Annotated in this window: 27 protein-coding genes; 9 read left to right on the top strand and 18 right to left on the bottom strand. The window is 72.7% G+C overall.

All coding sequences use genetic code 11. The annotated features are described in order from the left end of the window. Positions 1 to 140: 140 nt before the first annotated feature. Positions 141 to 431, top strand: coding sequence for a hypothetical protein (locus JI751_RS14195; RefSeq protein WP_201937949.1), 291 nt, complete (start codon positions 141 to 143; stop codon positions 429 to 431). A gap of 82 nt (positions 432 to 513) precedes the next feature. Further along, complete coding sequence (locus JI751_RS14190; protein ID WP_236666263.1) at positions 514 to 750, top strand: hypothetical protein; 237 nt, start codon at positions 514 to 516, stop codon at positions 748 to 750. 1 nt (position 751) lies between these two features. Here the strand turns inward: JI751_RS14190 and JI751_RS14185 are convergent, their stop codons facing one another. The 4 genes from JI751_RS14185 to JI751_RS14170 all read right to left on the bottom strand — a co-directional run bounded on the left by JI751_RS14185 (position 752) and on the right by JI751_RS14170 (position 2,125). Continuing rightward, a complete protein-coding gene (locus JI751_RS14185; protein ID WP_201937945.1) occupies positions 752 to 940 on the bottom strand; it encodes a hypothetical protein in 189 nt (62 codons plus the stop codon). 78 nt (positions 941 to 1,018) lie between these two features. Continuing rightward, positions 1,019 to 1,405, bottom strand: coding sequence for an HNH endonuclease (locus JI751_RS14180; RefSeq protein ID WP_307814239.1), 387 nt, complete (start codon positions 1,403 to 1,405; stop codon positions 1,019 to 1,021). Between the two features lie 10 nt (positions 1,406 to 1,415). Continuing rightward, positions 1,416 to 1,922 carry a metallophosphoesterase family protein gene (locus JI751_RS14175; protein ID WP_201937944.1) on the bottom strand — a complete coding sequence of 169 codons (507 nt, stop codon included), beginning with the start codon at positions 1,920 to 1,922 and terminating at the stop codon, positions 1,416 to 1,418. 20 nt (positions 1,923 to 1,942) lie between these two features. After that, positions 1,943 to 2,125: a PspC domain-containing protein gene (locus tag JI751_RS14170; protein WP_201937942.1), complete on the bottom strand. Its 183-nt coding sequence runs from the start codon at positions 2,123 to 2,125 to the stop codon at positions 1,943 to 1,945. A 115-nt stretch (positions 2,126 to 2,240) separates the two neighbouring features. On the opposite strand from JI751_RS14170, the gene JI751_RS14165 reads away from it, so the two are divergent. Genes JI751_RS14165 through JI751_RS14155 form a run of 3 tightly spaced genes read left to right on the top strand, consistent with a single transcriptional unit; the run spans position 2,241 to position 4,878 of the window. Further along, positions 2,241 to 2,684: a ferritin-like domain-containing protein gene (locus JI751_RS14165; RefSeq protein WP_201937934.1), complete on the top strand. Its 444-nt coding sequence runs from the start codon at positions 2,241 to 2,243 to the stop codon at positions 2,682 to 2,684. Between the two features lie 35 nt (positions 2,685 to 2,719). After that, positions 2,720 to 3,943: an NAD(P)/FAD-dependent oxidoreductase gene (locus JI751_RS14160; RefSeq protein WP_201937933.1), complete on the top strand. Its 1,224-nt coding sequence runs from the start codon at positions 2,720 to 2,722 to the stop codon at positions 3,941 to 3,943. Then, positions 3,940 to 4,878 (top strand): NAD(P)/FAD-dependent oxidoreductase, encoded by a 939-nt coding sequence (locus JI751_RS14155; protein WP_201937929.1) that lies wholly within the window; start codon positions 3,940 to 3,942, stop codon positions 4,876 to 4,878. Before JI751_RS14160 ends, JI751_RS14155 begins: the two co-directional genes overlap by 4 nt. Here JI751_RS14155 and JI751_RS14150 read toward each other — a convergent pair. Both JI751_RS14150 and JI751_RS14145 read right to left on the bottom strand, forming a co-directional pair. Continuing rightward, the gene (locus tag JI751_RS14150; protein WP_201937927.1) at positions 4,850 to 5,215 is read right to left on the bottom strand and encodes a hypothetical protein; all 366 of its coding nucleotides are present in this window, start codon (positions 5,213 to 5,215) and stop codon (positions 4,850 to 4,852) included. The two genes, JI751_RS14155 and JI751_RS14150, sit on opposite strands and share 29 nt — an antisense overlap. A gap of 54 nt (positions 5,216 to 5,269) precedes the next feature. Then, positions 5,270 to 6,070 (bottom strand): DinB family protein, encoded by an 801-nt coding sequence (locus tag JI751_RS14145; RefSeq protein ID WP_201937924.1) that lies wholly within the window; start codon positions 6,068 to 6,070, stop codon positions 5,270 to 5,272. Between the two features lie 55 nt (positions 6,071 to 6,125). On the opposite strand from JI751_RS14145, the gene JI751_RS14140 reads away from it, so the two are divergent. Together JI751_RS14140 and JI751_RS14135 are read left to right on the top strand one after the other, a co-directional pair. Then, positions 6,126 to 7,034 (top strand): alpha/beta fold hydrolase, encoded by a 909-nt coding sequence (locus JI751_RS14140; RefSeq protein WP_201937915.1) that lies wholly within the window; start codon positions 6,126 to 6,128, stop codon positions 7,032 to 7,034. Between the two features lie 21 nt (positions 7,035 to 7,055). Continuing rightward, positions 7,056 to 7,883 carry an NADPH-dependent oxidoreductase gene (locus JI751_RS14135; protein WP_201937913.1) on the top strand — a complete coding sequence of 276 codons (828 nt, stop codon included), beginning with the start codon at positions 7,056 to 7,058 and terminating at the stop codon, positions 7,881 to 7,883. A gap of 3 nt (positions 7,884 to 7,886) precedes the next feature. Here the strand turns inward: JI751_RS14135 and JI751_RS14130 are convergent, their stop codons facing one another. From JI751_RS14130 to JI751_RS14090, 9 genes are all read right to left on the bottom strand, one after another. Then, positions 7,887 to 8,102 (bottom strand): amphi-Trp domain-containing protein, encoded by a 216-nt coding sequence (locus tag JI751_RS14130; protein WP_201937911.1) that lies wholly within the window; start codon positions 8,100 to 8,102, stop codon positions 7,887 to 7,889. Between the two features lie 21 nt (positions 8,103 to 8,123). Then, positions 8,124 to 9,272 carry an acyl-CoA dehydrogenase family protein gene (locus tag JI751_RS14125; RefSeq protein ID WP_201937903.1) on the bottom strand — a complete coding sequence of 383 codons (1,149 nt, stop codon included), beginning with the start codon at positions 9,270 to 9,272 and terminating at the stop codon, positions 8,124 to 8,126. Beyond that, entirely contained in the window at positions 9,265 to 10,155 is an 891-nt protein-coding gene (locus JI751_RS14120) for an oxygenase MpaB family protein (RefSeq protein ID WP_201937881.1), read from the bottom strand. Before JI751_RS14120 ends, JI751_RS14125 begins: the two co-directional genes overlap by 8 nt. Further along, complete coding sequence (locus JI751_RS14115; RefSeq protein ID WP_201937872.1) at positions 10,143 to 11,183, bottom strand: LLM class F420-dependent oxidoreductase; 1,041 nt, start codon at positions 11,181 to 11,183, stop codon at positions 10,143 to 10,145. The genes JI751_RS14120 and JI751_RS14115 overlap by 13 nt, the downstream gene beginning before the upstream one ends. Positions 11,184 to 11,440: 257 nt before the next feature. Beyond that, a complete protein-coding gene (locus tag JI751_RS14110) occupies positions 11,441 to 13,183 on the bottom strand; it encodes an ABC transporter ATP-binding protein (RefSeq protein WP_201937864.1) in 1,743 nt (580 codons plus the stop codon). Continuing rightward, complete coding sequence (locus JI751_RS14105) at positions 13,180 to 14,895, bottom strand: ABC transporter ATP-binding protein (protein ID WP_201937862.1); 1,716 nt, start codon at positions 14,893 to 14,895, stop codon at positions 13,180 to 13,182. The genes JI751_RS14110 and JI751_RS14105 overlap by 4 nt, the downstream gene beginning before the upstream one ends. Before the next feature lie 84 nt (positions 14,896 to 14,979). Beyond that, entirely contained in the window at positions 14,980 to 15,627 is a 648-nt protein-coding gene (locus JI751_RS14100; protein ID WP_236666262.1) for an alpha/beta hydrolase, read from the bottom strand. Further along, a complete protein-coding gene (locus JI751_RS21580; RefSeq protein ID WP_201937860.1) occupies positions 15,617 to 17,161 on the bottom strand; it encodes an amino acid adenylation domain-containing protein in 1,545 nt (514 codons plus the stop codon). The genes JI751_RS14100 and JI751_RS21580 overlap by 11 nt, the downstream gene beginning before the upstream one ends. A gap of 57 nt (positions 17,162 to 17,218) precedes the next feature. Next, on the bottom strand, positions 17,219 to 17,761 hold the full coding sequence (locus JI751_RS14090) for a YbaK/EbsC family protein (protein WP_443678524.1): 543 nt from the start codon (positions 17,759 to 17,761) through the stop codon (positions 17,219 to 17,221). A gap of 66 nt (positions 17,762 to 17,827) precedes the next feature. On the opposite strand from JI751_RS14090, the gene JI751_RS14085 reads away from it, so the two are divergent. Beyond that, a complete protein-coding gene (locus JI751_RS14085; RefSeq protein WP_307814235.1) occupies positions 17,828 to 18,838 on the top strand; it encodes a glycerophosphodiester phosphodiesterase family protein in 1,011 nt (336 codons plus the stop codon). Here the strand turns inward: JI751_RS14085 and JI751_RS14080 are convergent, their stop codons facing one another. Then, positions 18,839 to 19,606, bottom strand: a complete 768-nt coding sequence (locus JI751_RS14080) for a cytochrome c biogenesis CcdA family protein (protein ID WP_307814233.1) — start codon at positions 19,604 to 19,606, stop codon at positions 18,839 to 18,841. A 3-nt stretch (positions 19,607 to 19,609) separates the two neighbouring features. After that, positions 19,610 to 20,197, bottom strand: a complete 588-nt coding sequence (locus tag JI751_RS14075; protein ID WP_201937854.1) for a TlpA family protein disulfide reductase — start codon at positions 20,195 to 20,197, stop codon at positions 19,610 to 19,612. Positions 20,198 to 20,321: 124 nt separating this feature from the next. Here JI751_RS14075 and JI751_RS14070 point away from each other — a divergent pair, with 124 nt between their 5' ends. Next, on the top strand, positions 20,322 to 22,010 hold the full coding sequence (locus tag JI751_RS14070; protein ID WP_307814231.1) for an aminotransferase class V-fold PLP-dependent enzyme: 1,689 nt from the start codon (positions 20,322 to 20,324) through the stop codon (positions 22,008 to 22,010). Here the strand turns inward: JI751_RS14070 and JI751_RS14065 are convergent. Then, complete coding sequence (locus tag JI751_RS14065) at positions 22,007 to 22,291, bottom strand: hypothetical protein (RefSeq protein ID WP_201937844.1); 285 nt, start codon at positions 22,289 to 22,291, stop codon at positions 22,007 to 22,009. The genes JI751_RS14070 and JI751_RS14065 overlap by 4 nt on opposite strands. Positions 22,292 to 22,298 lie beyond the last annotated feature (7 nt).

Genomic DNA, 22,298 nt, shown 5'->3' with positions numbered 1-22,298 from the left:
TGGCGGGGGTCACATCATGGCGGGTCGGTGCAAGGGTGTCGACGGATGTCTGGATGTCTGGTGCCGCACCACCTCCGGGGACGTCATACGCTCGGGGCCGACGGTTGCCCCCTCCGTATGACGTCGTGACACTGGGCACCATGAGCTCTGCCGAGCAACCGCCGCGCGATCCGTCCGGGCGTACGCCTGCCCAGGCCGCCGCGTGGGCCAAGGTCGAGGAGGAGCGCCGGCTCGCAGGCCCACGCGGCCGGATCGGCCCACCGCCCCGGGCGATCGCACACCTGGTCATCGGGGTGCTGGTGGTCGTCGCCGCGCTCACGGCGTGGTGGGTGAACCCGGAGCCGTACGACGACCGGCTCGACGTGCTCGTGCTGATCGGCCTGCTCGCCGGGGGAGCGACGCTCGCCGCCTCGGTGCTGCCGCGGGAGTGAGGGCGGGTACGGTCCGCCCATGGTGGCGAGTCGATCAGCGCGGGAGCGCAAGGCAGGGACCCAGGCTGGTCCTCTGGCCCGCGTGAAGATCGACCTCGACGGCGAGCAGCAGTTCCTCTACCGGATCAGCTGCGCGACGTGCACGGCCCGCGGCCACCGTCCGTGGTCGACGCACCGCGCCGGCGCGGACAACGGGTTCCTGGCGGCGATGGACCGCTGGATCTTCCACCTGGTCGAGAAGCACCCGGACGAGGACGCTCCCTGCCTGGCGTTCCGCGCCGAGGCCGAGCAGCGGCTGCACGAGCGGCGCGAGGGGTAGGTCAGGAGTCGGTCCGTCGGGCGAGCAGCTCGGCATCGGGCACGGAACACGTCGCTGCCTCGCACCTGTAGTCCACGACGGTGACGAGCGCATCGCCGCCCGGGGTGAGGACCCCGTGCTCGTGGAACACGACCGACAGGGAGGCGGTGCCTGTGCAGACCGGGCAGTCCAGGACCTGACGAGTGAGCATGCGCCCACGTACCCCGGGGACGGCTGGTGCATCTCCGCGCCGGAGGACGTGTGTGGCAGAACCGGATGGAGCAGTCGCTCACCTGCGCGAGGTGTCGAGCGAGCCCTGTTCTGGCTGGCTGCCTGAGCCGTCGAACGCAGCGAGGAGCTCTGCGTGCCTGGTGAGGAACGCGCGCTCGTCGAGACGCTTGCGGCGGAGCCAGCCGGTGACCTCGTCGTTGCACTTGCTGGCGTTGCAGGAGCCGCAGGCAGGAACGACGTTGAGGAGCGTGTAGCGACCGCCACGCGAGATGGGAAGGACGCAGTCCTTCTGCAGTGGCCGTCCGGTGACACCGCAGTAGGCGCATCCACCCCAGGCCGAGACGAGGGCAGACCACTGGGCCGGCGTCAGGTCGTGCTCGACCCCTGCCATCCGGCGCTGTCGCTTGCGCGCGGCTCGGGCACGGCGGGTCCTGGCAACGGGCACGCCTGTCAGGCTAGGGCCGCGGCAGTCGGTGCAGCGTGACCTCCGACAGCGCGCCGTCCTGCGCAAGAGCCGTCATGTAGGTGCAGTGCGGCTGTCGGCGGCGGTCGGTGGGCGAGCCCGGGTTGAGCAGCCGCAACCCGGATGCCGCGGTCGTGTCCCACGGGATGTGGCTGTGCCCGAAGACGAGGACGTCGAGGTCGTCGTACGCCGCCGCCATCCGCTCCTCCCGCCCTGCGGACTGGCCGGTCTCGTGCACCACGCCGATGCTGAGGCCCTCGAGCGAGACCCGCGCGACGTCCGGAAGACGCTCGCGGAGCTCGCCGTGGTCGTTGTTGCCGTAGCACGCCACGAGCCGGCGCGAGCGCGCCTCGAGCTCGTCGAGCAGCCCCACGTCGACCCAGTCGCCGGCGTGCACCACGACGTCCGCCTGCTCGACGGCGTCCCACACCTCCGCGGGCAGGTCGCGCGCCCGCTTCGGGACGTGGGTGTCCGCCAGCAGGAGCAGTCGGGTCGCCATGTCGTCAGTGGATCCCCGTCTCACTCGCCCTTGGGGATCAGGATCCACCCGATGATGTAGGCGAGCTCGCCGGCACCGACGATGCCGCCGATCACGAACACGATCCGGACCAGGCCACGCGAGATGCCGAACCGGTCGGCCAGACCGGCGCAGACTCCCGCGATCATCTTGCCGCGACGGGGACGCACGAGGAGTGAGGACATGCGTCATGTGTACCCCACATCCCTCACCCCTACGGGGACACACACCCCCGGGGATGGTCCGCCGTGGTGACGGGGTGGACCAACGTGGGGAGCTCCCTACGAAGGAGAGAACACCGTGTCTGATGACGCCAAGGCCGCCAAGGAGCTCGTCGAGACCCTGAAGGACGGCGAGAAGGGCTACGCCAGCGCGGCGGACAAGCTGCGCGACAGCGACCGTCCCGAGTGGGCCACCACCATGGAGAGGCTGTCGCAGCAGCGCGCCGGCTTCGCGCGCGAGATCGTCGAGATGGGCCACGAGTACGGCGACGACGTCGACGAGAGCGGGTCCGTGGCCGCTGCCGTGCACCGCGGCTGGCTGTCGCTCAAGGACGCCGTCTCCGGCGACGACCCCGACGCCGTGCTGAAGGCCGCCGAGACCGGCGAGGACCACGCCGTCTCGGAGTACGAGGACGCGCTGAAGATGGATCTGAGCGCCGGCTTCCGCGAGGTCGTCGTACGCCAGCAGGCCGACGTCCTCGCCGCGCGCAACGAGCTGAAGGCGCTCGCGAGCGCCAGCTGACGGGAGGCTCTCGTGCCGCTGGCTAGGGTCGCGGCATGAGAGCCGACGTCGTGGTCGTGGGAGCAGGCCTGGCCGGCCTCCGGTGCGCCCGGGTGCTGCAGGACGCCGGTCGCGACGTCGTGGTCCTCGAGGCCGCGGACGAGGTCGGCGGGCGGATCCGCACCGACCGGGTCGACGGCTTCCTCACCGACCGCGGCTTCCAGGTGCTCAACCCCGCCTACCCGGCCGTACGCCGCTGGGTGGACCTGGACGCGCTGCGGCTCCGGCCCTTCGGGGCCGGGATCGCGGCGCGTACGGACGAGGAGCTCGCCGTCCTCGGCCACCCGCTCCGCAGCCCGGGCCTCCTCCCCGCCACCCTGCGCGTCGCGGGCCGGCGCCCTGCGGAGGTGGCGGCGCTTGCCCGATGGGCCGCGCCGCTCGTGCGACCGCGGCCGGGTCGCCCGCTGTCCGAGGTCGTCGGGCGACGCGCCGACGTGGCCAGGCGGGTCGCGCTCGACGGGGCCGGCGTGGACGGCCTGCTCCGGCGGGTCGTGGACCGGTTCCTCTCGGGGGTCGTCCTCGAGGACGACGGCAGCACCGCCGACCGCTATGCGCTGCTGCTCGCGTGGATGTTCGCCCGCGGCGTGCCGTCCCTCCCGTCGGACGGGATGGCCGCACTGCCGCGTCAGCTGGCCGCACCGCTCGGCGACCGGGTCCGACTCGGCCAGCCGGCCCGCCGGGTCACCGGCACGACCGTCGAGAACGACGACGGGACGTGGAGCGCCGACCACGTCGTGGTCGCGACCGACGCGGTCGCTGCGGCCGGGCTCACCGGGCGTCCGACGCCCGCCACGAAGGGCGTCGTCACCGTCTGGTGGTCCGCGCCCGAGGCCCCGAGCACCGACCTGGTCCACGTCGACGGCAGGCAGAGCCCGACCGGCCCGCTGGTCAACGCGGCCGTGGTGTCGCGCGCGGCACCGTCGTACGCCCCCGCCGGTCGCCACCTGGTCGAGGGCTCGGCCCTCCTCGGGCCGGGCCGCGACACGGACGAGGCGTCGATGCGGCGCCACGCCGGCGACCTCCTCGGGACCGACGCGTCCCGGTGGGAGGTCGTCGTACGGCACGAGGTCCCGCACGCACTGCCCGTGCAGGAGCCGCCCTTCACGCTCCGCCGGCCCGTGCAGGTCGGCGACCTCGTCGTGTGCGGCGACCACCAGGACACCGGATCGATCCAGGGTGCCCTCGTCAGCGGCCAGCGCGCTGCGGAGGCGCTGCTGTGAGCGACGTCGTGGTCCTCGGCGCCGGTCTCGCGGGCGTCGCCTGCGCCCGGGAGCTCCGGGCGTCGGGCGTGGACGTCCGGCTGCTCGACCGCGGGTACGTGCCCGGCGGCCGGATGGCGTCGAAGCGGCTGTGGGGCCGCCCGGTCGACCTCGGTGCGTCGTACTTCACGGTCGACGACCCGGGCTTCGCGGCCGTCGTCGACGACTGGGCCGCGCGCGGCCTGGCGCGCGCCTGGACCGAGAGCTTCACCGTCCTGGGGGACGACGGAACGCGCACCACGACCGGGCCGGTCCGGTGGGGCGCCACCCATGGCCTGCGTTCGCTGGTGGAGGACCTGGCGCAGGACCTCGACGTCGAGCGCCGGGAGGTGGCTGACCTGGCCGAGCTCGGTGCGAGGACCGTCGTGCTCGCGATGCCGGACCCGCAGGCCCGGCGGCTCGTCGGCGACCACCCGGTCTCCGAGGTCCTGGACCGGGAGTGGGAGCCGGTGCTCGCCCTTGCCGCACGCTGGCCGGAGCGCGGGTGGGACCTCGACGGCGCCTTCGTCAACGACGACCCCGACGTCGCCTGGATCGCCGACGACGGTCGTCGTCGCGGTGACGACGCACCCGTGCTGGTGGCGCACTCGACGCCCGCACGCGCCGCGCGGCACCTCGACGACCCGGCTGGCGCGGCGCCGGCGCTGGTCGCAGCCGTACGCCGCCTGCTCGACGTCGGCGAGCCGGAGGAGGTCCACGTCCACCGCTGGACCTTCGCCCGTCCGACCGGCGAGCGCGAGGCACCGTACGCCCTGGTCGACGGTGAGCCGCTCGTCGGTGTGTGCGGCGACGGCTGGGGACCGAGGCCCAAGGTCGAGACGGCCTGGGTGTCGGGCACGTCGCTGGGACGCGCGCTCGCGGCGAGGATCAGCGCGGGCGGAATCCCGAGCACATGATCCGCAGGTGCTCGATGGTCTCGCCGCCGCGGTAGTAGGCCTGCTGCTCGGCGACGTAGGAGCCGTTGTCGTTCGCGAGCTCGAAGCGGTAGCTCACGTGCGAGGTGTCGACGACGTCGTCGCGCTCGGACACCTCGACCACCCGCTCGATCCGGTCGGACTCCTCGAACCACGAGCCGAGCAGGACCGTGACCACGTCGTCGGGACCGGTGCCCTCCCACGTGCGCCCGGGCGTCAGCCCGCGGAAGTCCACGTCGTCGGCGAGCAGGGCACGGAGCGCGGCCTCGTCCTTCTCGGCGACAGCGTGCGCGAAGCGGGCGCCCAACGTCTCGGTCATGGGGTCAGTCTGCATCCGGGGCGGCCCTCCGGGAAGGCGCTCGATCGAGCTGGCCTAGACGCTCGCGCCGAGCTTGACGAGGTCGCGCTCGGCGTAGAGCCGGTGCTGGAACTCCTCGTTGAGCACGACGCGGAGGCAGTCGGCGACGGTGAGGTCGGTCGCGTCGGTGAGGAACGGGGTCGCCGAGGTGACCCGGCGGCCGAGCCCGGCGTCCGTGATCCCGTCGAGGACCTCGGCCACGGTGGCGCGTCGCTCGCGGCGCAGGGCGAGGACCTCGTGGAGCTCCGGCCTGGCCCGCCTGGCCCACGGCACGTCCTCGTGGACCGGGGCCTCGTCCCAGGGCAGGTCGAGCGGGTGCCACGGCGACTTCTGGGCGAGGACGACGCCACCGACCCAGCAGGCGTGTGCGAAGCCGAGGTGGCGCAGGGTCTCGATGAACGACCACTCGCCCTCGACCTGCTCGTGGAGCTGGTCGGGCGTCAGCGACCGGGCGAGCCGCATCGTCTCGCCCCAGAGCGTGTCCATCGTCCCGAAGGCCGACCAGAAGCCGGCCACGTCGGTCGGTGACATCTGGGCGCGCTCGGGCATCCGCCGGTTGAGCTCGGCCTCGACGTAGGGCACCACGTCGACGCCGTTGACGACGAGCCGCACGACCTCGCCGCTGATCTCCATGTCGGGGATCTCGACACCGGTCATGCGGACGCCGTCGAAGTACGCCGCCCGCACCCGGGTGCCGCTGAGGTTCACCTCGCGCATGTCGAGGTCGGTCATGTCGGCCTGCCGGAAGGTGCTGCCCGAGAGGTCGACTCGCTGGAAGCCGGAACCGGAGAGGTCCTGCTCGGTGAAGTCGGTCATGGAGCGAGCGTAGGAGTGGTTGCGGACGTTCGGGGGCCGAATCGAGACTGTGCCCATGACCACTGAGCGCACGACCGAAGCAACCCGTACGCCGGGCACCGTCGCCGTTTCGGGGGCCGTCCTCTCCTACACCGTCATCGGCGACCTCGCGGACGCGACGCCGGAGGCTCCGCCGCTGCTCCTCGGCGGGTCCCCGATGGACAGCACCGGCTTCGGCAGCCTGGCGGCCGGCCTCGAAGGAGCCGGTCGTGTCCTCGTGCTCACCGACCCCCGCAACGTCGGGCGCAGTACGCGCGACGACGACACGGCGGCCGTCACGCCCGAGCAGCACGCCGAGGACCTCCACGCCGTGATCGAGGCGCTCGGCGTCGGCCCGGTCGACTTCTTCGCCACGTCGGGGGCGGCGGTCAACGCGCTGTTCCTGGTCGCCGCGCACCCCGACGACGTACGCCTCCTGGTGGCGCACGAGCCGCCGATGGCGCCGCTGCTCCCGGACGGCGACGCGATCGGGCGGGCGTGCGACGACCTGGTCGCGGCCTACGACGCCGACGGCATCGGTGCCGGGATGTCGCGCTTCATCGCGCTCGTGATGCACCGCGGGCCGTGGACGGGCGACGAGCCGCTGCCGGACCCGGCGATGTTCGGCCTGCCGACCGAGGACGACGGCTCGCGCACCGACGGGCTGATGGCCAACATGCGCGGCGAGGGGTGCACCCGCGTGCCGGACCTCGACGCGATCCGCCGCTCGTCGACGACGATCGTCATCGGTGTCGGCGAGGAGTCGGGCGGACCCGACGACGGCGAGATCGCCGGGCGGGCCGGCCATGCCGTCGCCCGCGAGCTCGGCCTGAAGCCCGTCGTCTTCCCGGGTGGCCACAACGGGTTCCTCGGCGGCGAGTACGGCCAGACGGGCAAGCCGGAGGAGTTCGCCGCGAAGCTGCGGACGGTGCTCGAATACAAGTAAGTCAGTAGGTATTGTCTTTATATGACGATCACCGACCGACCGCAGGACACCGGCTGGAACCAGCGCTACGGCGACGACGCCGACCACAGGCCCTCGGCACCGTCCGACGTGGTCCGGCTCCAGCTCGCCCACAGGTCCGTACGCCGCTTCCTGCCCGACGCGGTCTCCGACGACGACCTGCGCACCCTCGTCGCTGCTGCGCAGTCGGCTCCGACCTCGTCGAACCTCCAGCCGTGGAGCGTGGTCGCCGTGCGTGACCCGGAGCGCCGGCGCCGCCTGTCCACCCTGGCCGCGCGCCAGCAGTTCGTCGCCGACGCGCCGCTGCTGCTGGTGTGGATCGCCGACCTCGGTCGCGCCCGGCGCCTCGCGGAGCGGAGCGAGCAGAAGCTGGAGGCCGCCGACTACCTCGAGACCGCGCTGATCGGCTTCATCGACGTCGCGCTCGCCGCGCAGAACGCCGTGGTGGCGGCCGAGTCGCTGGGCCTCGGGTCGTGCTACGTCGGGGCGATCCGCAACAACCCCGAGGACGTCGCCGCCGAGCTCGGCCTGCCGCCGCACGCGATCGCGGCGTTCGGCCTGGCGGTCGGCCGACCGGACCCGACCGAGCAGGCCGGGGTCAAGCCGCGGCTGCCGCAGCAGGCCGTCCTGCACCACGAGCAGTACGACGCCGAGCTCGCCGACGCACACCTGGCGGCGTACGACGAGCGGCTGGGCGCCTACAACGCCCGCTGGGGTCTCGACGGCGCGTGGACCGACCGCGTGCTCACCCGGCTCGCCGGGCCCGAGTCGATGGCCGGTCGGCACCGGCTCCGCGAGGCGCTCGAGCGACTCGGCCTGCCGGTGCGCTGAGGGCTACCAGGTCAGCTCGATCTCGATCTCGTTGTCCTCGCCGAGCTCGACCTCGACCTTGAGCCTCACCTCGTCGGGCACCGCCACGGTGATCCGGCCGCCGTCGCGCGCGAACTCGACGGAGTTGTGCTTGGCGAGGGAGTCGGCGAGGTCGCGCAGCCGCGCGGCGGCCTCCTCGCGGGTCATCGTGCGGGTCTCGTCCATCTCGAAGAGGTCCATGTCGCCGAACCTAGCCAGAGCTCACAACCCGAGCATCCGCCCGATGATCTCCTTCTGGATCTCGGTCGTGCCGCCGTAGATCGTCTGGATGCGGGAGTCCACGTAGGCTTTCGAGATCGGGTACTCGTTCATGTAGCCGTAGCCGCCGTGCAGCTGGACGCCGGCGTCGACGACGCGCTTCTGGAGCTCGGTCGTCCACCACTTCGCCATCGACGCGAGGGCGGTGTCGACCTCGCCGGCATTGAGCCGCAGCACGCAGTCGTTGATGAAGACCCGCGCGATGTGGGCCTCCGTCGCCATCTCGGCCAGCACGAAGCGGTTGTGCTGGAACTTCCCGATCGGCTTGCCGAAGGCCTCGCGCTCCTTGGCGTACGCCAGGCACAGGTCGAGGACGTGCTCGACCGCCGCGACCGCGATGCAGCCGATGGAGATCCGCTCCTGGGGGAGGTTCTCCATGAGGGAGATGAAGCCCGAGCCCTCGGCGCCGAGCAGGTTCTCCTTCGGCACGTGGACGTCGGTGAACGACAGCTCCGCGGTGTCCTGCGCGTGCAGGCCCATCTTGTCGAGGTTGCGGCCGCGCTCGAAGCCCTCCATGCCGCGCTCGACCACCAGCAGCGAGATGCCCTGGTGCCCGGCGTCCGGGTCCGTCCGGCAGACCACGATCACCAGGTCGGCCATGATGCCGTTGGAGATGAAGGTCTTCGAGCCGTTGAGGACATAGTGGTCGCCGGCGTCGACGGCCGTCGTACGGATCCCTTGCAGGTCCGAGCCGGCGCCCGGCTCGGTCATCGCGATCGCGGTGACGATGTCGCCGGACACGCAGCCGGGCAGCCAGCGCTGCTTCTGCTCGTCGGTCCCGAGCGAGGAGATGTAGGGGACGATGATGTCGGTGTGCACGGCGAATCCCGGGCCGGAGGCGCCGGCGCGGGCCGACTCCTCGGCGAGCACCATGTTGTAGCGGAAGTCCCGGATGCCGGGCCCGCCGAACTCCTCGGCGACGTCGAAGCACAGCAGCCCGCGCTCGCCCGCCTTGCGCCAGAGCTCGCGGTCGACGATGCCGGCCTCCTCCCACGCGGCGTGGTGCGGCACGACCTCCTTGTCGAAGAAGGCGCGCGCGACGGCGCGGAAGTCCTCGTGCTCCTGCTCGAGGATGCTGGGGCGGTCAGGCATGTGTGGTCTCTCCGTTGAGGTGGTCGAGCATGGACAGCGGCCCGAGGTCCTCGAGCCGGTAGCCGTGGGGATAGGTGACGGGCCGGTGGACGTACGCCGTCCGCCGCGGCGGTGCGAACCGGAGCAGCCGGCCGCGAAGCCGCAGGCCGCCGCGCACCGCACGGACGAACCACCGCGGCTGCCGCGGCAGGCCCAGCGCCTCGCGGAGCGGCTCGTCCATCACCGCGATCGTGACCCTGCGCAGCAGCGGTCGCATCGGGGGAGGGGAGACCTCGCGGGCGATCCGGATCGATGACTCGGCCAGCCGGGTGGCTGCGGGGGTGTGGGCGAACATCCGCCGCTCGGTGTCGACCAGCAGCGCGAGGTAGCCGTCGTACGTCGTGGGCAGTCCCTTGATGCCCATGAGCTCGCCGAAGCGGGTCGTCACCTTCGCGATGGCGGCCAGCTCGCGGGGGTCGAGGCGGCGCCAGCCGTAGGCGTCGATCCAGCGGACCGGGCCGACGATCGTGGTGGCGAGGACGTAGGCGAACTCGTCGTTGGTGATGTCGTAATGGCCGTGGATCCGGTTGAGCCGGCGCAGCGCCGCGTGCGAGCGCGGCGAGTCGATGCCGTCGAGGGTGGCCTCGTCGCCGATCAGGATGGTGTCGTCGTAGCGCTTGACGCCGTGGTCCTCGAACTCGCGCGTGCGGTCGAGCAGCTCGGCGATCGACGGGATGCCGTAGTCGCGCATGAAGGCGATGCCGGTGCCCTGCGAGTAGTCCCACGGGAACTCGAAGCGCGCCACCAGCCGCAGGATCTCGTCGTGGTCGACCTCCGGGTCCAAGGACCGGATCCGGCGGAGGTTGGCGTAGCGGCCAGGGGCGTGCAGCTTCAGGACACCCATTCCTTCACCTGGGCGACCGTGGCCGCCGGGTCGTCGGACACCGGGGTGATGTTGAGGTCGGTGACGCCGGCCTCCCGGAAGGCGGCGATCCGCTCCTTGACGTACGACTCGGGGCCGACGAGGTTGGCCGCCTCGAGCCACTCGGTCGGGATGAGTGCCTCGGCCTCCTTCTTCTTGCCGGAGAGGTAGAGGTCCTGGATCTCCTCCGCCTCCTTCTCGTAGCCGTAGGCGCGGGCGACGTCGTTGTAGAAGTTCTTGCCCTTGGCGCCCATGCCGCCGACGTAGAGCGCGAAGATCGGGCGCGCGAAGTCGAGCAGCGCCTTGGTCTCCGGGCCCTCGCCGATCGCGACCATCCCGCCGGCCATCACCTGGAGCGGGTCGAGGCCGTCGAGCCGCTTGGCGTTGCCGGCGGCGAGCGCGTCGCCCCAGACGAGGTGCGCCTTCTCGGGGTGGAAGAGGTGGGGGATCCAGCCGTCGGCGATCTCGGCGGTCTGCTCGACGTTCTTCGGGCCGAGGGCCGCAATCCAGATCGGGATGGTGTCGCGCTCGGGCCTCGTCAGCAGCTTGAGCGGCTTGCCGAGACCGGTGACCGCCCCGTCGTCCTTGGTCAACGGCAGGTGGAACTCCCCGCTCGCGGTCAGCGGCTCGCGCTTGAGGCCGCTCCGGATGATCTCGACGACCTCCTGGGTGCGCGCCATCGGCTTCCGGTAGGGCACCCCGTGGAAGCCCTCGATCACCTGTGGCCCGCTCACCCCGATGCCGAGGATCGCGCGGCCGCCGCTGACGTTGTCGAGCCCGGCCGCCGTCTGGAGCAGTGCGCCGGGCGTGCGCGAGTAGATGTTGAGGATTCCCGAGCCGATCTTCACGGTCTCCGTCTTCGCCGCGAGGTAGCCCATCAGCGTGGGGGAGTCGAAGCCGTAGGCCTCCGCGACCCAGACGCTGTCGAGGCCCGCCTTCTCCAGGGCGACGACGTCGTCGGCCGCCTTCCTCGGGTTGCCGTCGTACATCAGCAGGGTGGCGAGACGCATGCCGCAACTGTGACAGTTTCACTGTCACGATGGCAAGGGTGGTCAGCGGCGGATCCGGCTCGTCGCCCGTGGCGCCAGGGCGGGTCCGACACGTGTCCGCGATGTTGCCCCTGCGCGGCCGGATGAGGGGCCACAGCTCGGACACGTGTACGCCGTCAGCGGCGCAGGCCGTCGACCTGTCATGCGGCGATCCCGGTTGCGCGGTCGAGGAGCTGGGAAGGTCGTCGTGACATGTCGGGGACGACCTTCCCAGCTGATCAGCCCTTGCCGTGCCACGACTCCCAGAGGGCGGCGTAGGAGCCGCCGGCGGCGACGAGCTCGTCGTGCGAGCCGAACTCCGAGATGACGCCGTCCTCGACCACGGCGACGCGGTCGGCGTCGTGGGCGGAGAAGAGCCGGTGCGCGATGGCGATGACCGTACGTCCCTCGAGGACGGCCGCGAGTGAGCGCTCGAGGTGCCGGGCGGCGCGGGGGTCGATCAGCGAGGTCGCCTCGTCGAGGACGAGGGTGTGCGGGTCGGCGAGCACCAGCCGGGCGAGGGCGACCTGCTGGGCCTGGGCAGGCGTGAGTGCGCGGCCGCCGGAGCCGACCACGGTGTCGAGCCCCTCGGGGAGCGCGGACACCCACTCCCACGCGTCCACGGCTTCGAGAGCCGACGTGATGGCCGAGTCGGACGAGCCCGGGCGGGCGAGGACGACGTTCTCGCGCAGGGTGCCGACGAAGACGTGGTGCTCCTGCGTGACCAGCGCGACGTGGCCGCGTAGGTCGTCGAGCGGCAGCTCGACCAGGCCGACGTCACCCACGGTGACCCGTCCGGTGCGGGGCGGGTGGATGCCGGCCAACAGGCGCCCGAGCGTCGACTTCCCGGCGCCGGACGGCCCGACCATCGCGATCCGCTCACCGATGCCGACGTCGAGGTCGACGCCGTGCAGCACGTCGCGACCCTCGATGTAGGAGAAGCGGACGTCCTCGGCGTCGAGCTTCTCGTCGGCGGGGACCGCGCCCGTCACGGAACGGTCGTCGGGCACCTCGGCGACGCCGAGCAGCCGGGCGAGCGAGGCGGCGCCCATCTGGAGCTCGTCGAGGATGGAGATCAGCCGGTCGACGGGGTCGATCAGCATCTGGACGTAGAGCGTCGCGGCCGTGACCTCGGCCAGCGACACCTCCCCGCGCGTGTAGAGCCAGCCGCCGAACAGCAGCGTGCCGACCACCGGCAGGAGGTAGGCGATCTCCATCGACGGGAAGAAGACCGTGCGCAGTCGCAGCGTGTAGCGCTCGGCGTCGTAGGACTCCTTGCAGTCCGCGTCAGCCCGCGCGACCCGCTCACGGCCGAGGCCGAGGGCCTCGACGGTGCGGGCCCCCTCGACGGTCTCGGCGAGGGTGGTGGTGATCTGGCTGTACGACGCCGACTCCCGCTCGTAGCCCGGGCGGGCCCGGCGGAGGTACCACCGCAGCCCGGTCACGAGCGGCGGCAGCGCGAGCAGGCAGGGGAGGAAGACCCACCAGCCGACGGACAGAGCGGCGGCGAAGGTGAGCACCGCCGTGACGACCGCGATCGTCCACTCGGGCAGCGCCCAGCGCACCGACCAGCCCAGCTGGTCGACGTCGCGGCTGGTGCGGGTCAGCAGGTCGCCCGAGCCGGCGGACTCGACGGTGCCGACCGGGAGCGCCAGCGCGTTGGCCACGAAGTCCTCGCGGAGCTCGGCCAGCACCTGCTCGCCGAGGACCTGGGACAGGTAGCGGGCATAGCGGGTGAGCACCGTCTGGAGCACCAGGAAGCCGGCGAGCAGCATCGCGATCCGGTCGACGTGCGCGGTCGTGGTGCCGTCCTCGACCGCCTGCACCAGGCCGCCGAGGAGGCGCGGCGCGGCGAGCCCGGCGGTCGCGGCGAGCACGTGGAGGGCGAGCGCCGACCACAACATCCGCGGGTGGCGACGGGCGAGGTCGCGGGCATAGCGGCGTACGGCAGCAGGCCCGGCGACGGGGAGGCGCTGGTTCACGAGGCCACCTCCGACACGTCGCGCGTGACGACCGCGCGGTAGGCGGCGTCGGTCTCCAGCAGCTCGGCGTGGGTGCCGGTCGCCACGATGCGGCCGCCGACGAGCAGGGCGACCTCGTCGACCGCGTCGAGCAGCAGCGGGCTCACCGTCGTGACGACGGTCGTCCGGCCCGCGCGGTGGTCGCGCAGCCGCGAGGCGATGCGCGCCTCGGTGTGGGCGTCGACCGCCGACGTCGGCTCGACCAGGACGAGGATCTCGGGGTCGGTGGTCAGGGCGCGGGCCAGCACGAGTCGCTGGCGCTGGCCGCCGGAGAAGGTGCGCCCACGCTCGGCGACCACGGTGTCGATGCCGTCGGTGAGGCCTTCGAGGACGTCCTCGGCGGAGGCCGTGTGCATCGCCGCGTCGACCCCGCCGCGACCGCCGACGTCGAGACCGGCGCCGAGCCGCCCGCTGAAGAGCTGGCTGCTCGTGTCGGAGACGACGATGCGGCGGCGGACCTCGGCGCGCGCCAGCGCCGTGAGGGGTACGCCGCCCAGTGTCACGTCGTCGTCCGCCGGTGCGGCGCAGAGGCCGAGGCGGTCGGCGAGCTCGGCGGAGTCGTCGGGCTGGTCGCTGACGATCGCCACCATCCGGCCGGGCTCGACCCGCAGGCCGGTGCGGGCGTCGGCGAGCACGCTGCCGACCGGCGGCGGGGCCTGCGGCGAGGCGGGGTCCTCGACGTCGGGCTCGAGGGCGAGCACGACGCAGACCCGGCGCGCGGCGACGTGCGCGCGGATGTAGCGGTTGGCGAACTCGGTGGCCGTGCGGAGGGGCAGCATCAGGAAGGCGGCGTAGCCGTAGAACGCGACCAGCTCGCCGGCCGAGATCTGGCCGGAGACGGCGGTGCGCGCCCCGAGCCAGACCACGACGACCACGAAGATGCCGGGCAGCAGCACCTGGAGGGCGTCGAGCACGGACTGCACCCGGGCCACCTGCACGCCGGCGGAGCGGGTGCTCTGTGACTCCCGGCGGTAGCGCTCGAGGAAGACCTGCTCGCCGCCGATCCCGCGCAGCACGCGGAGGCCGCCGACGATGTCGCTCGCGGTGTTGGACAGCGCCCCCATGAGCTGGCGCTGGTGGGCGCTGCGGGTCTGCAGCGGCTTGAGCAGGGGGCCGACGGCGACCATCAGGAGCGGCACGCCGATCAGCACGACGAGCCCGAGCGTGACCGACGTACGCAGGAGCAGGAACGCGACGAGGAAGAAGGAGACGACGGAGCCGGTGAAGCGGGCGCTCACGTCCATCAGGCTGCCCAGGTGCGAGAGGTCGCTGGTGCCGATCGCGACGACCTCGCCGGTCGACACCTTGCGCGGCAGGGTGCCGCCGAGGCGCACCGTCTGGCGGCTCACCAGCTGGACGGTGCGGTAGGCGGCGGTGAGCCAGTTGGTGACCGCGAAGCGGTGGCGCATGATCCCGCTGATCGCCTGGACGAGGCCGACGGCGAGCATCACGCCGGTCCAGTAGACGAGCTGCGAGGTGTCCTTGTCGGCGACGCCCCGGTCGATCGCGCGACCGAGCACGGCCGGCATCACCGCCTGGGCACTGCCCCAGAGGATGCCGAAGAACATCCCGCCGAGCAGGGTGACCCACTGGGCCTTCGCCATCCACCAGAGGAACCGTCCGGGAGTGCGGTGGTCCGCGATGCCTGGGTCGGGGACGGGAAGGCTGCGCACCGGCCGATCCTAGGTTCGCCCCCGACGCGCGACGAATCCTTTTTGGACGGGCGCTGTCGGACGGGCGCTGTCGGTCGGGCGCCGTCAGCCGAGCAACGTGGACACCACGAAGTCGGCCGCCCACTCCTCGAACGCGCGCCCGTGGCGCAGCATCGCGTGCTTGCCACCCTCGATGGAGACCTGCTCGACCTCGGTCCCCGACGGGAGGCGGCGCACGAAGTCGGCCGAGCGTGCGGGCGAGGCGATCCGGTCGTCCGTGCCGTGCACGACCAGCACGCGACGACCACGCAGGTCCACGCGGTCGCTCGGCAGCACCCACGGGTTGAGCGCGACCACGCAGCGCACGTGCGGGTCGTCGCCCGCGAGCAGCGCGGCCCGGCCGCCCAGCGAGTGGCCGACGAGCGCGACCGGCAGGTCGCCGTGCCGGTCGCGGACCTGCTCGATCGCCCAGCGAGCGTCCGTCACCGGCGTGGTCGTGGTGTCCCAGCCGCGGTGCGAGTTGAGGAGCCGGTGCACGGCGAGCCGGGACCGGCCGGCCCGGGCGATCCGCCGTGCCACGGGAACCATCCGGAGCACCGACAGCTGGGCGGGGCTGACCCCCACCTGCTCGCCACGGCTGGCGCCGCCGTGGAGCACGACGACCACTCCCTCGGGCGAGGCAGGCGTACGGACGGGGATCAGGCGTGGGCTCGGCATGGTCTGCGGCTCGTACCCGCGGGTGTCACGATCCATTCCAGCGAGCCAGCGCCAGTCTGACGTCGTCGCCGAGCGCCATCTCGCGGTCCAGCTCGGCGACGAGCGGGCGCAGGTCCGGCACGAGGTCGCCGACACGGACGTAGAGCTCCGGCCGGTCGAAGGCCAGCCCGAAGCCGCCGTGGTTGCCGAAGCGGTACATGTCGCGGGGGAGGGGAGTGACGTCGAGGTCCGGCGTGAGCTCCCAGCGGAGCGCCAGCTTCCGGCTGTTGAGGGCGTCGACGAGCCGATCGCCGGCGTCCACGATCGCGGCGTCCGGCACGGTCTGAAGGAGGCGCGCGATCGTGGCCGGTTGCTGCTGGTCGCGGCCGTCCCGGGCCTTCGTGAGCCAGGTCGCCAGCACGTCCGCGGCATCTGCGCTTAGGAGCATCGCCCCGCCGCGGCGGAGCTCGGCCAGGGCCCGCTCGTGTGCGGAGCGGTCGACCGTCCCGCGGAGGGCCGCTGCCCGCAGCTGCTCGACGTCGGCGTCCCGGTCGGCCACGTCGTGCCACGCCCGGTCGAGCGCGGCGAGCGTGTCGGGCGAGACGACCGGGTCGACGGACCCGCCGTCGGCGACGAGGTGGTGCACGGCCCGCCGGTCCGGGCCGACCTTCCGGGGGCGTCCGCGACCGAACCCGACGACCCACTCGTTGCGCGAGGTCAGTGAGACCCAGTGGAACGCGTTGAGGAGGGGCACCGGGAGCACCACGCGCGCCGAACCGGTGACCACTGAACGTCCCTCGACCCCCACGTGCCAGAGGTCGCGGCCGAGCAGCCCGGCGGGGTCCGGCCGACGGGCCACGTCGAACACGACGGCGTCGTCCGGCAGGGCGCCCGTCCACGACAGCACGGTGCCGCCCTCGACCTCCTCGAGGGCGGTGTCGCCGGGGAGGGCGTGCCTCGCGGCCTCGCGCAGCTGCGCCGCCTGCTCGGTCGTGACCAGCACCCGCCCGGTGCCTCCGTCGCCCGCCTGCCAGCTCCTCTGCCACACCGCGCCCGCCGCACCGCGGACGAGCACGTCGCGGACGGTGCCCGACTCCAGGTCGGACGGCAGCACGACGGCTCGGCCCCGCACGTCGACGGGCACGAAGGACCCGGCCGCCCTGCGCAGCCGGGCGAACGCGATCCGACCGCCGATCGCCTGCGCCGCCCAGACCACGACGTACGCCGTCGGGAGCACCGCGAGCCACCGCGGGTCCCCGCCCGCCGCGACCGACATCGCGACGAGGAGCATCGCGGCCAGAGCGAGCAGGGCCTGCACCAGCCGGCCGCCGAGCGCCAGGACGACCCACGCCAGCACCGGCACCGACAGCAGCATGCCGACCAGGACGAACCCGACCGAGAGGCCGATCACGGAGCCGCCGACACCACCGTCGGTCCCGACGGCGAGGCCCACGACCCGCGCGACCGTCCACACGACCAACGAGGCGAGCACCAGGGGCAGGAGCGCCGGGTGCCACGGCACAGCCATCGTGCCGACGGGGAACACCCACCGGAAGCCGAGCAGGCGCAGCACCCGCGAGGACCACCTCATGCGGCGATGATGACGGCGGTCGGCGTCCGCCGCATGAGAACGGCTACTCGGCCCGGGTCAGCGACCCAGCCCCTCCACGACCTCGGCTCCCGGCAGGTCGGCGAGCAGCCGGCCGGGGACGAGCAGCTTGGAGCGTCGTACGCCGCTGCCGATCACGACGACCGGCTCGTCGAGCAGGGCGTCGTGGACCAGGATCCGCCAGCCCGACGGCAGGCCGAGCGGGGTGATGCCGCCGTACTCCATCCCGGTCTCCTCGACCGCGCGGTCCATCGGCAGGAAGGAGCACTTGCGGACGTCGAGCAGCTTGCGGACGAGCGTGTTGACGTCGGCGCGGGTGTCGGCGCGCACCACGCAGGCCGCGATCCGCTCGTCGCCGGCACGGGCGCCGGACACGATGACGCAGTTGCCGCCGGCGGTCATCGGGATGTCGTAGGCCTCGCTCATCGCCGCGGTGTCGGCGAGGTCGGGGTCGATGTCCACGACGGCGACCTCAGCGGCGCCGGACCAGCCGGCCAGCGCCGCCGCCACGGGCTCCGCCACCAGGTCGGGGTGCTCAGCGGCCGGGAGCGAGGTCAGGGACGGAAAGCTCGGGAGCGTCACGCCGACATCATGCGGCATTCACGTCCGCGTCACCCTGCCGTTCACCGAGGGGTGCACGGTCGTGTCGTGACGGTGACTCGCGAGGCGGCCCCGAGGCAGTGGAGCCGGACCCCGTCGTTGGTCCTCACGCCCGCCGTGGTCGCGCACCGCGGCGCCAGCGGTCATCGTCCCGAGCACACCCTCGACGCCTACCGGACCGCCATCCGGATGGGGGTCGACGACATCGAGCTCGACCTCGTCGCCACCCGCGACGGGGTGCTGGTCGCCCGTCACGACCTCGAGCTCAGCGCGACGACCGACGTGGCGTCGCGCCCCGAGCTCGCCCACCTGCGCCGCAGTCTCGTCGTCGACGGCGTCGCGCAGGAGGGCTGGTTCGCCCAGGACCTCACCCTCGCCGAGCTCAAGACGCTCGCCGCCCGCGAGCGGATGCCGGGCACCCGGCCCGCCAACACGGCGTACGACGGTGCGGAGGGGGTGCCGACGCTGACCGAGGTGCTGGCGATGGTCGGCGCCGAGTCCGTACGCCGCGGCCGCCCGGTCGGACTGCTGCTCGAGCTCAAGCACGCCGCGCACCACGACGCGATCGGGCTGCCGCTCGACGTGTCGCTGCTGCGGCTCCTGGCCCGCCACGGCCTCGACCACCCGTGGGCGCGCGTGGTCCTCATGTCGTTCGAGCCAGGGATCCTGCGCCGCCTCGCCGGGCGCACCCGGCTGCCGATCGTCCAGCTCGTCGAGCTCGCGCAGCGCGGGATGCTGACGCCCGAGGGCCTCGAGGGCGTCGACGAGTACGCCGACGGGATCGGGCCGCACGCCTCGCTGGTGCTGCCGCGCGACGCCGGGGGAGCGATCGGGCTGCCGTCCACCGTGGTCCGTGACGCGCACCGGCTCGGCCTCACGGTGCACGTGTGGACGGTCCGCGGAGAGAACCGCTTCCTGCCGAGCAACCTCCGCCACGGCGCGGCCCCCGACGCCCTCGGCGACATGGCCGGTCACGTCCGCGCCCTGCTTGCGGCCGGCGTCGACGCGGTCATCACCGACCATCCCGAGGAAGCGCTGGCGGTCCTGTGCGAACGGTGACTAGGGGGCCAGCGCCCTGACCCAGTCGGCGAGGGTCCGCTGGATCCGGGCTGCGGCCTCGATGACCGGGTCAGCGGGGTCGCTGCCGCCGAGCACCCGCAGCTCCCAGGCGCCGTACCACGCGACGTAGGCGCCGACGACGAGCAGGAGCAGGCCGCCGACGCGGGGCACCCACCGTCCGGTGCGGCGCATGCGTGTGACGAGTCCCCGTCGGGCGAGCGCGACGGCCACGGCGGCCACCCCGACGAGCAGACCCATCCCCACCCCGTAGGCCACGTAGAGGACAGCCCCCTCGGCGGTCGACCCGGCCCGGAAGCTGGTGACGACCAGGGCGAGGAACGGTGCGATGGAGCAGGTCAGCGAGGCGGTGGCGTAGGACGCGCCGAAGCCCACCATGGCCGGCGCGGAACGGGTCACCGCCTTGCCACCCGACCGGCCGAGTCGCAGCGTCGGCAGCCCACGACCCGCGACCAGCCACAGGCCGGCGGCCGCCACCAGGACACCGAAGCCCACGGTGAACCAGGGCAGGTACTGCTGCACCTGGGAGGCGACCGGCGAGATGACGAGCCCGAAGACGCCGAAGACGGCGATGAACCCCACCGTCATCCAGGCGGTCAGGGCCAGCGCCCGACCGACCGCGCGGGCCGTGCCGGGCGAGTCGTCGCCGATCACCAGGACCGAGAGGTAGGCGGGCAGCAGCGCGAAGCCGCACGGGTTCACGGCTGCGAGCATTCCGGCCGCGATCGCCAGTGCGAGTGACTCGGACACGCGTCAGCCGAGGACGTCGTCGACCTGTGCGTCCAGGTCGTCGGTGCCGCCGTAACCAGCCTCGAACACCACCGTCCCGTCGGCGTCGAGGAGCACGAAGGAGGACTGCTCGGTGACGCCGAACCGCTTCCAGAGCTCGCCGTCGACGTCCTCGAGGTGCACGACGTCGTCGACGTCCCCGGCGAAGCCCGCGATCGCCTCGGCGCTGTCGAGGGAGCCGATGCCGATGACGTTGATCTCGCCGGCATGGTCCGCGGCGATGCCCTCGACCTGCGGGATCTGTCCCCGGCAGGTCGGGCACCAGGGCGCCCAGAACCACAGGAGGGTCGGCCGTCCCGCGAGCGACGCGCCGTCGAAGCTCTCACCGGAGACCGTGGTGCCGGTGAAGTCGAGGGTCGCCGGCACCGTGCCCCCGGCCTGGTCCGTGCTCCGGTCGTCGGGCGCGGGCTCGGTGGCGTCGACGGCGGTGGACCGGGACGACACCGGCTCCTGCGCGACGTCGGTACCGCCGGCACCGTCGGCACCACTGTCGGCGCATCCTGCGAGGAGCAACCCGAGCGTCGCGGCGGCGATGGTCACGAGGCGGGACATGACTCCATGGTCCCATCCCGCACCTCGGTCCACGGTCCGCCAGGCATGTCGTCACCGATCCGTAAGACCTCGGTGCCCCGCGCAGGGTGACAGGCACGGCCTTGCACCGGCGTACCCTCGGGTCGTGACACGCGACACCCCCGCCTCGACCGCCCTCCTCGAGCAGATCCGCGCGTCCGTGATCGGTGACGACCAGGTCATGCACGGCCCCTACGGCCCGCGCCGGGTGACGTACGCCGACTACACCGCGTCGGGACGCAGCCTGAGCTTCATCGAGGACTTCATCCGCCACGAGGTGCTGCCGGCCTACGCCAACACGCACACCGAGGCGAGCGGCACCGGGCTCCAGACCACGCGGCTGCGCGAGGACGCGCGCCGGATCATCCGCGACGCGGTCGGCGGGGACGACGAGACCGTCGTCGTGTTCTGCGGGTCGGGCAGCACCGCCGCGATCGACAAGCTCATCGGCATCCTCGGCCTGCGGGTCCCGGCCGGCCTCGACGACCGCTACGACCTGAGCTCGGCGATCCCCATGGAGGAGCGGCCGGCCGTCTTCATCGGCCCCTTCGAGCACCACTCCAACGAGGTCAGCTGGCGCGAGACGATCGCCGACGTCGTGACCATCCACGAGGACGCCGACGGCCGGGTCTCCCTCGACCACCTCCGCGAGGAGCTCGAGCGCCACGCCGACCGCCCGCTCAAGATCGGCTCCTTCTCGGCCGCCTCCAACGTCACCGGCATCGTCACCGACACCGAGGGCGTCGCCGACCTGCTGCACGAGCACGGTGCCCTGAGCTTCTGGGACTTCGCCGCGTGCGCGCCCTACGTCGACATCGAGATGTACGGCCCCGGCAGCTCCCGCAAGGACGCGATCTTCATCAGCCCCCACAAGTTCATCGGCGGCCCCGGCACCCCCGGCGTGCTCGTCGTGCGCAAGGAGCTGATGGTCAACCGGGTGCCGGTCGTGCCCGGTGGCGGCACGGTCATGTACGTCAACCCGACGGAGCACCGCTACCTCGACGACAAGGCCCACCGTGAGGAGGGCGGCACCCCGGCGATCGTCGAGTCGATCCGCGCTGGGCTGGTCTTCCAGCTCAAGCAGGCGGTCGGCGTCGAGACGATCCAGGCCCACGAGGAGGAGATGCTCCACCGCGCCGTCGAGGCGTGGGTGGCCGAGCCGACGATCCAGATCCTCGGCAACCTCGACTCGCAGCGGCTCTCGATCGTGTCCTTCGTGGTGAAGGCGCCCGACGGCAGCTACCTCCACCACAACTACGTGGTCGCGCTGCTCAACGACCTCTTCGGCATCCAGACCCGCGGCGGCTGCTCCTGCGCCGGTCCCTACGGCCACCGGCTGCTCGACATCGACCTCGACCGCAGCCACCAGTTCGAGGCGCAGATCGCGACCGGGTGCGAGGGCATCAAGCCCGGCTGGGTGCGGGTGAACTTCAACTACTTCGTCGACGAGGAGGTGTTCACCTACGTCGTCGAGGCCGTCCGGCTCGTCGCCCGCGAGGGGTGGCGGCTGCTCGGTGACTACCGCTTCGACGCGACGACCGGGCTGTGGCACCACCGCACCGGGGCGGTCGAGCCGCCGATGCGCCTGGCCCACGTGACGTACGCCGACGACGGCAGCATGCAGTGGCCGACGCACGCGACGACGGCCCCCGTCTCGGTGCTCCGGGAGCACCTCGACGAGGGCCGCGCGATCATGGCCGCCGCGTCGCCTCCGGACTGGTCGGACACCGCCCACCTCGGCGCCGACTTCGACGACCTGCGGTGGTTCGCCCTGCCGGCCGTCTCGCTGGGCTAGGCGCGACGCCCCGGCCACACGGTGGCGGCGAGCCCGGCGGCACCGGCCGCGATCCACGGGATCGGCATCAGCCAGCGGAGCTCGCCGGTCCCGACGACGTCGCCCTGGACCAGGGCCCAGACCAGCACCATGCCGGCGAAGGCGACGCCGAGGACGAGCTGGGTGATGTTGACGGGGTGGAGGCCCGAGTCCTTGTCGGGGGCGTCGAGCGGGCCGACCATCGGCTCCTCGTACCCGTGGACGTCGCTGTCGTAGCTGTCGTAGCTGCTGTTCTCACTCATGGCGCTG

This window comes from Nocardioides baculatus (genome assembly GCF_016735675.1).
Lineage (GTDB): Bacteria > Actinomycetota > Actinomycetes > Propionibacteriales > Nocardioidaceae > Nocardioides > Nocardioides baculatus.
The sequence above is the reverse complement of the archived record's forward strand: the minus strand, read 5'-3'. Positions and strand labels throughout refer to the sequence as shown.

Bases quoted from the DNA above. Each gene is read 5' to 3' on its own strand.
- JI751_RS14065 (WP_201937844.1), bottom strand. From the start codon at position 22,291: ATGAGTGAGAACAGCAGCTACGACAGCTACGACAGCGACGTCCACGGG.
- JI751_RS14170 (WP_201937942.1), bottom strand. From the start codon at position 2,125: ATGTCCTCACTCCTCGTGCGTCCCCGTCGCGGCAAGATGATCGCGGGA.
- JI751_RS14135 (WP_201937913.1), top strand. From the start codon at position 7,056: ATGACGATCACCGACCGACCGCAGGACACCGGCTGGAACCAGCGCTAC.
- JI751_RS14140 (WP_201937915.1), top strand. From the start codon at position 6,126: ATGACCACTGAGCGCACGACCGAAGCAACCCGTACGCCGGGCACCGTC.
- JI751_RS14125 (WP_201937903.1), bottom strand. From the start codon at position 9,272: ATGCCTGACCGCCCCAGCATCCTCGAGCAGGAGCACGAGGACTTCCGC.
- JI751_RS21580 (WP_201937860.1), bottom strand. From the start codon at position 17,161: ATGAGGTGGTCCTCGCGGGTGCTGCGCCTGCTCGGCTTCCGGTGGGTG.
- JI751_RS14175 (WP_201937944.1), bottom strand. From the start codon at position 1,922: ATGGCGACCCGACTGCTCCTGCTGGCGGACACCCACGTCCCGAAGCGG.
- JI751_RS14115 (WP_201937872.1), bottom strand. From the start codon at position 11,183: ATGCGTCTCGCCACCCTGCTGATGTACGACGGCAACCCGAGGAAGGCG.
- JI751_RS14100 (WP_236666262.1), bottom strand. From the start codon at position 15,627: ATGGATCGTGACACCCGCGGGTACGAGCCGCAGACCATGCCGAGCCCA.
- JI751_RS14130 (WP_201937911.1), bottom strand. From the start codon at position 8,102: ATGGACCTCTTCGAGATGGACGAGACCCGCACGATGACCCGCGAGGAG.
- JI751_RS14185 (WP_201937945.1), bottom strand. From the start codon at position 940: ATGCTCACTCGTCAGGTCCTGGACTGCCCGGTCTGCACAGGCACCGCC.
- JI751_RS14150 (WP_201937927.1), bottom strand. From the start codon at position 5,215: ATGACCGAGACGTTGGGCGCCCGCTTCGCGCACGCTGTCGCCGAGAAG.
- JI751_RS14145 (WP_201937924.1), bottom strand. From the start codon at position 6,070: ATGACCGACTTCACCGAGCAGGACCTCTCCGGTTCCGGCTTCCAGCGA.
- JI751_RS14195 (WP_201937949.1), top strand. From the start codon at position 141: ATGAGCTCTGCCGAGCAACCGCCGCGCGATCCGTCCGGGCGTACGCCT.
- JI751_RS14120 (WP_201937881.1), bottom strand. From the start codon at position 10,155: ATGGGTGTCCTGAAGCTGCACGCCCCTGGCCGCTACGCCAACCTCCGC.
- JI751_RS14160 (WP_201937933.1), top strand. From the start codon at position 2,720: ATGAGAGCCGACGTCGTGGTCGTGGGAGCAGGCCTGGCCGGCCTCCGG.
- JI751_RS14075 (WP_201937854.1), bottom strand. From the start codon at position 20,197: ATGTCCCGCCTCGTGACCATCGCCGCCGCGACGCTCGGGTTGCTCCTC.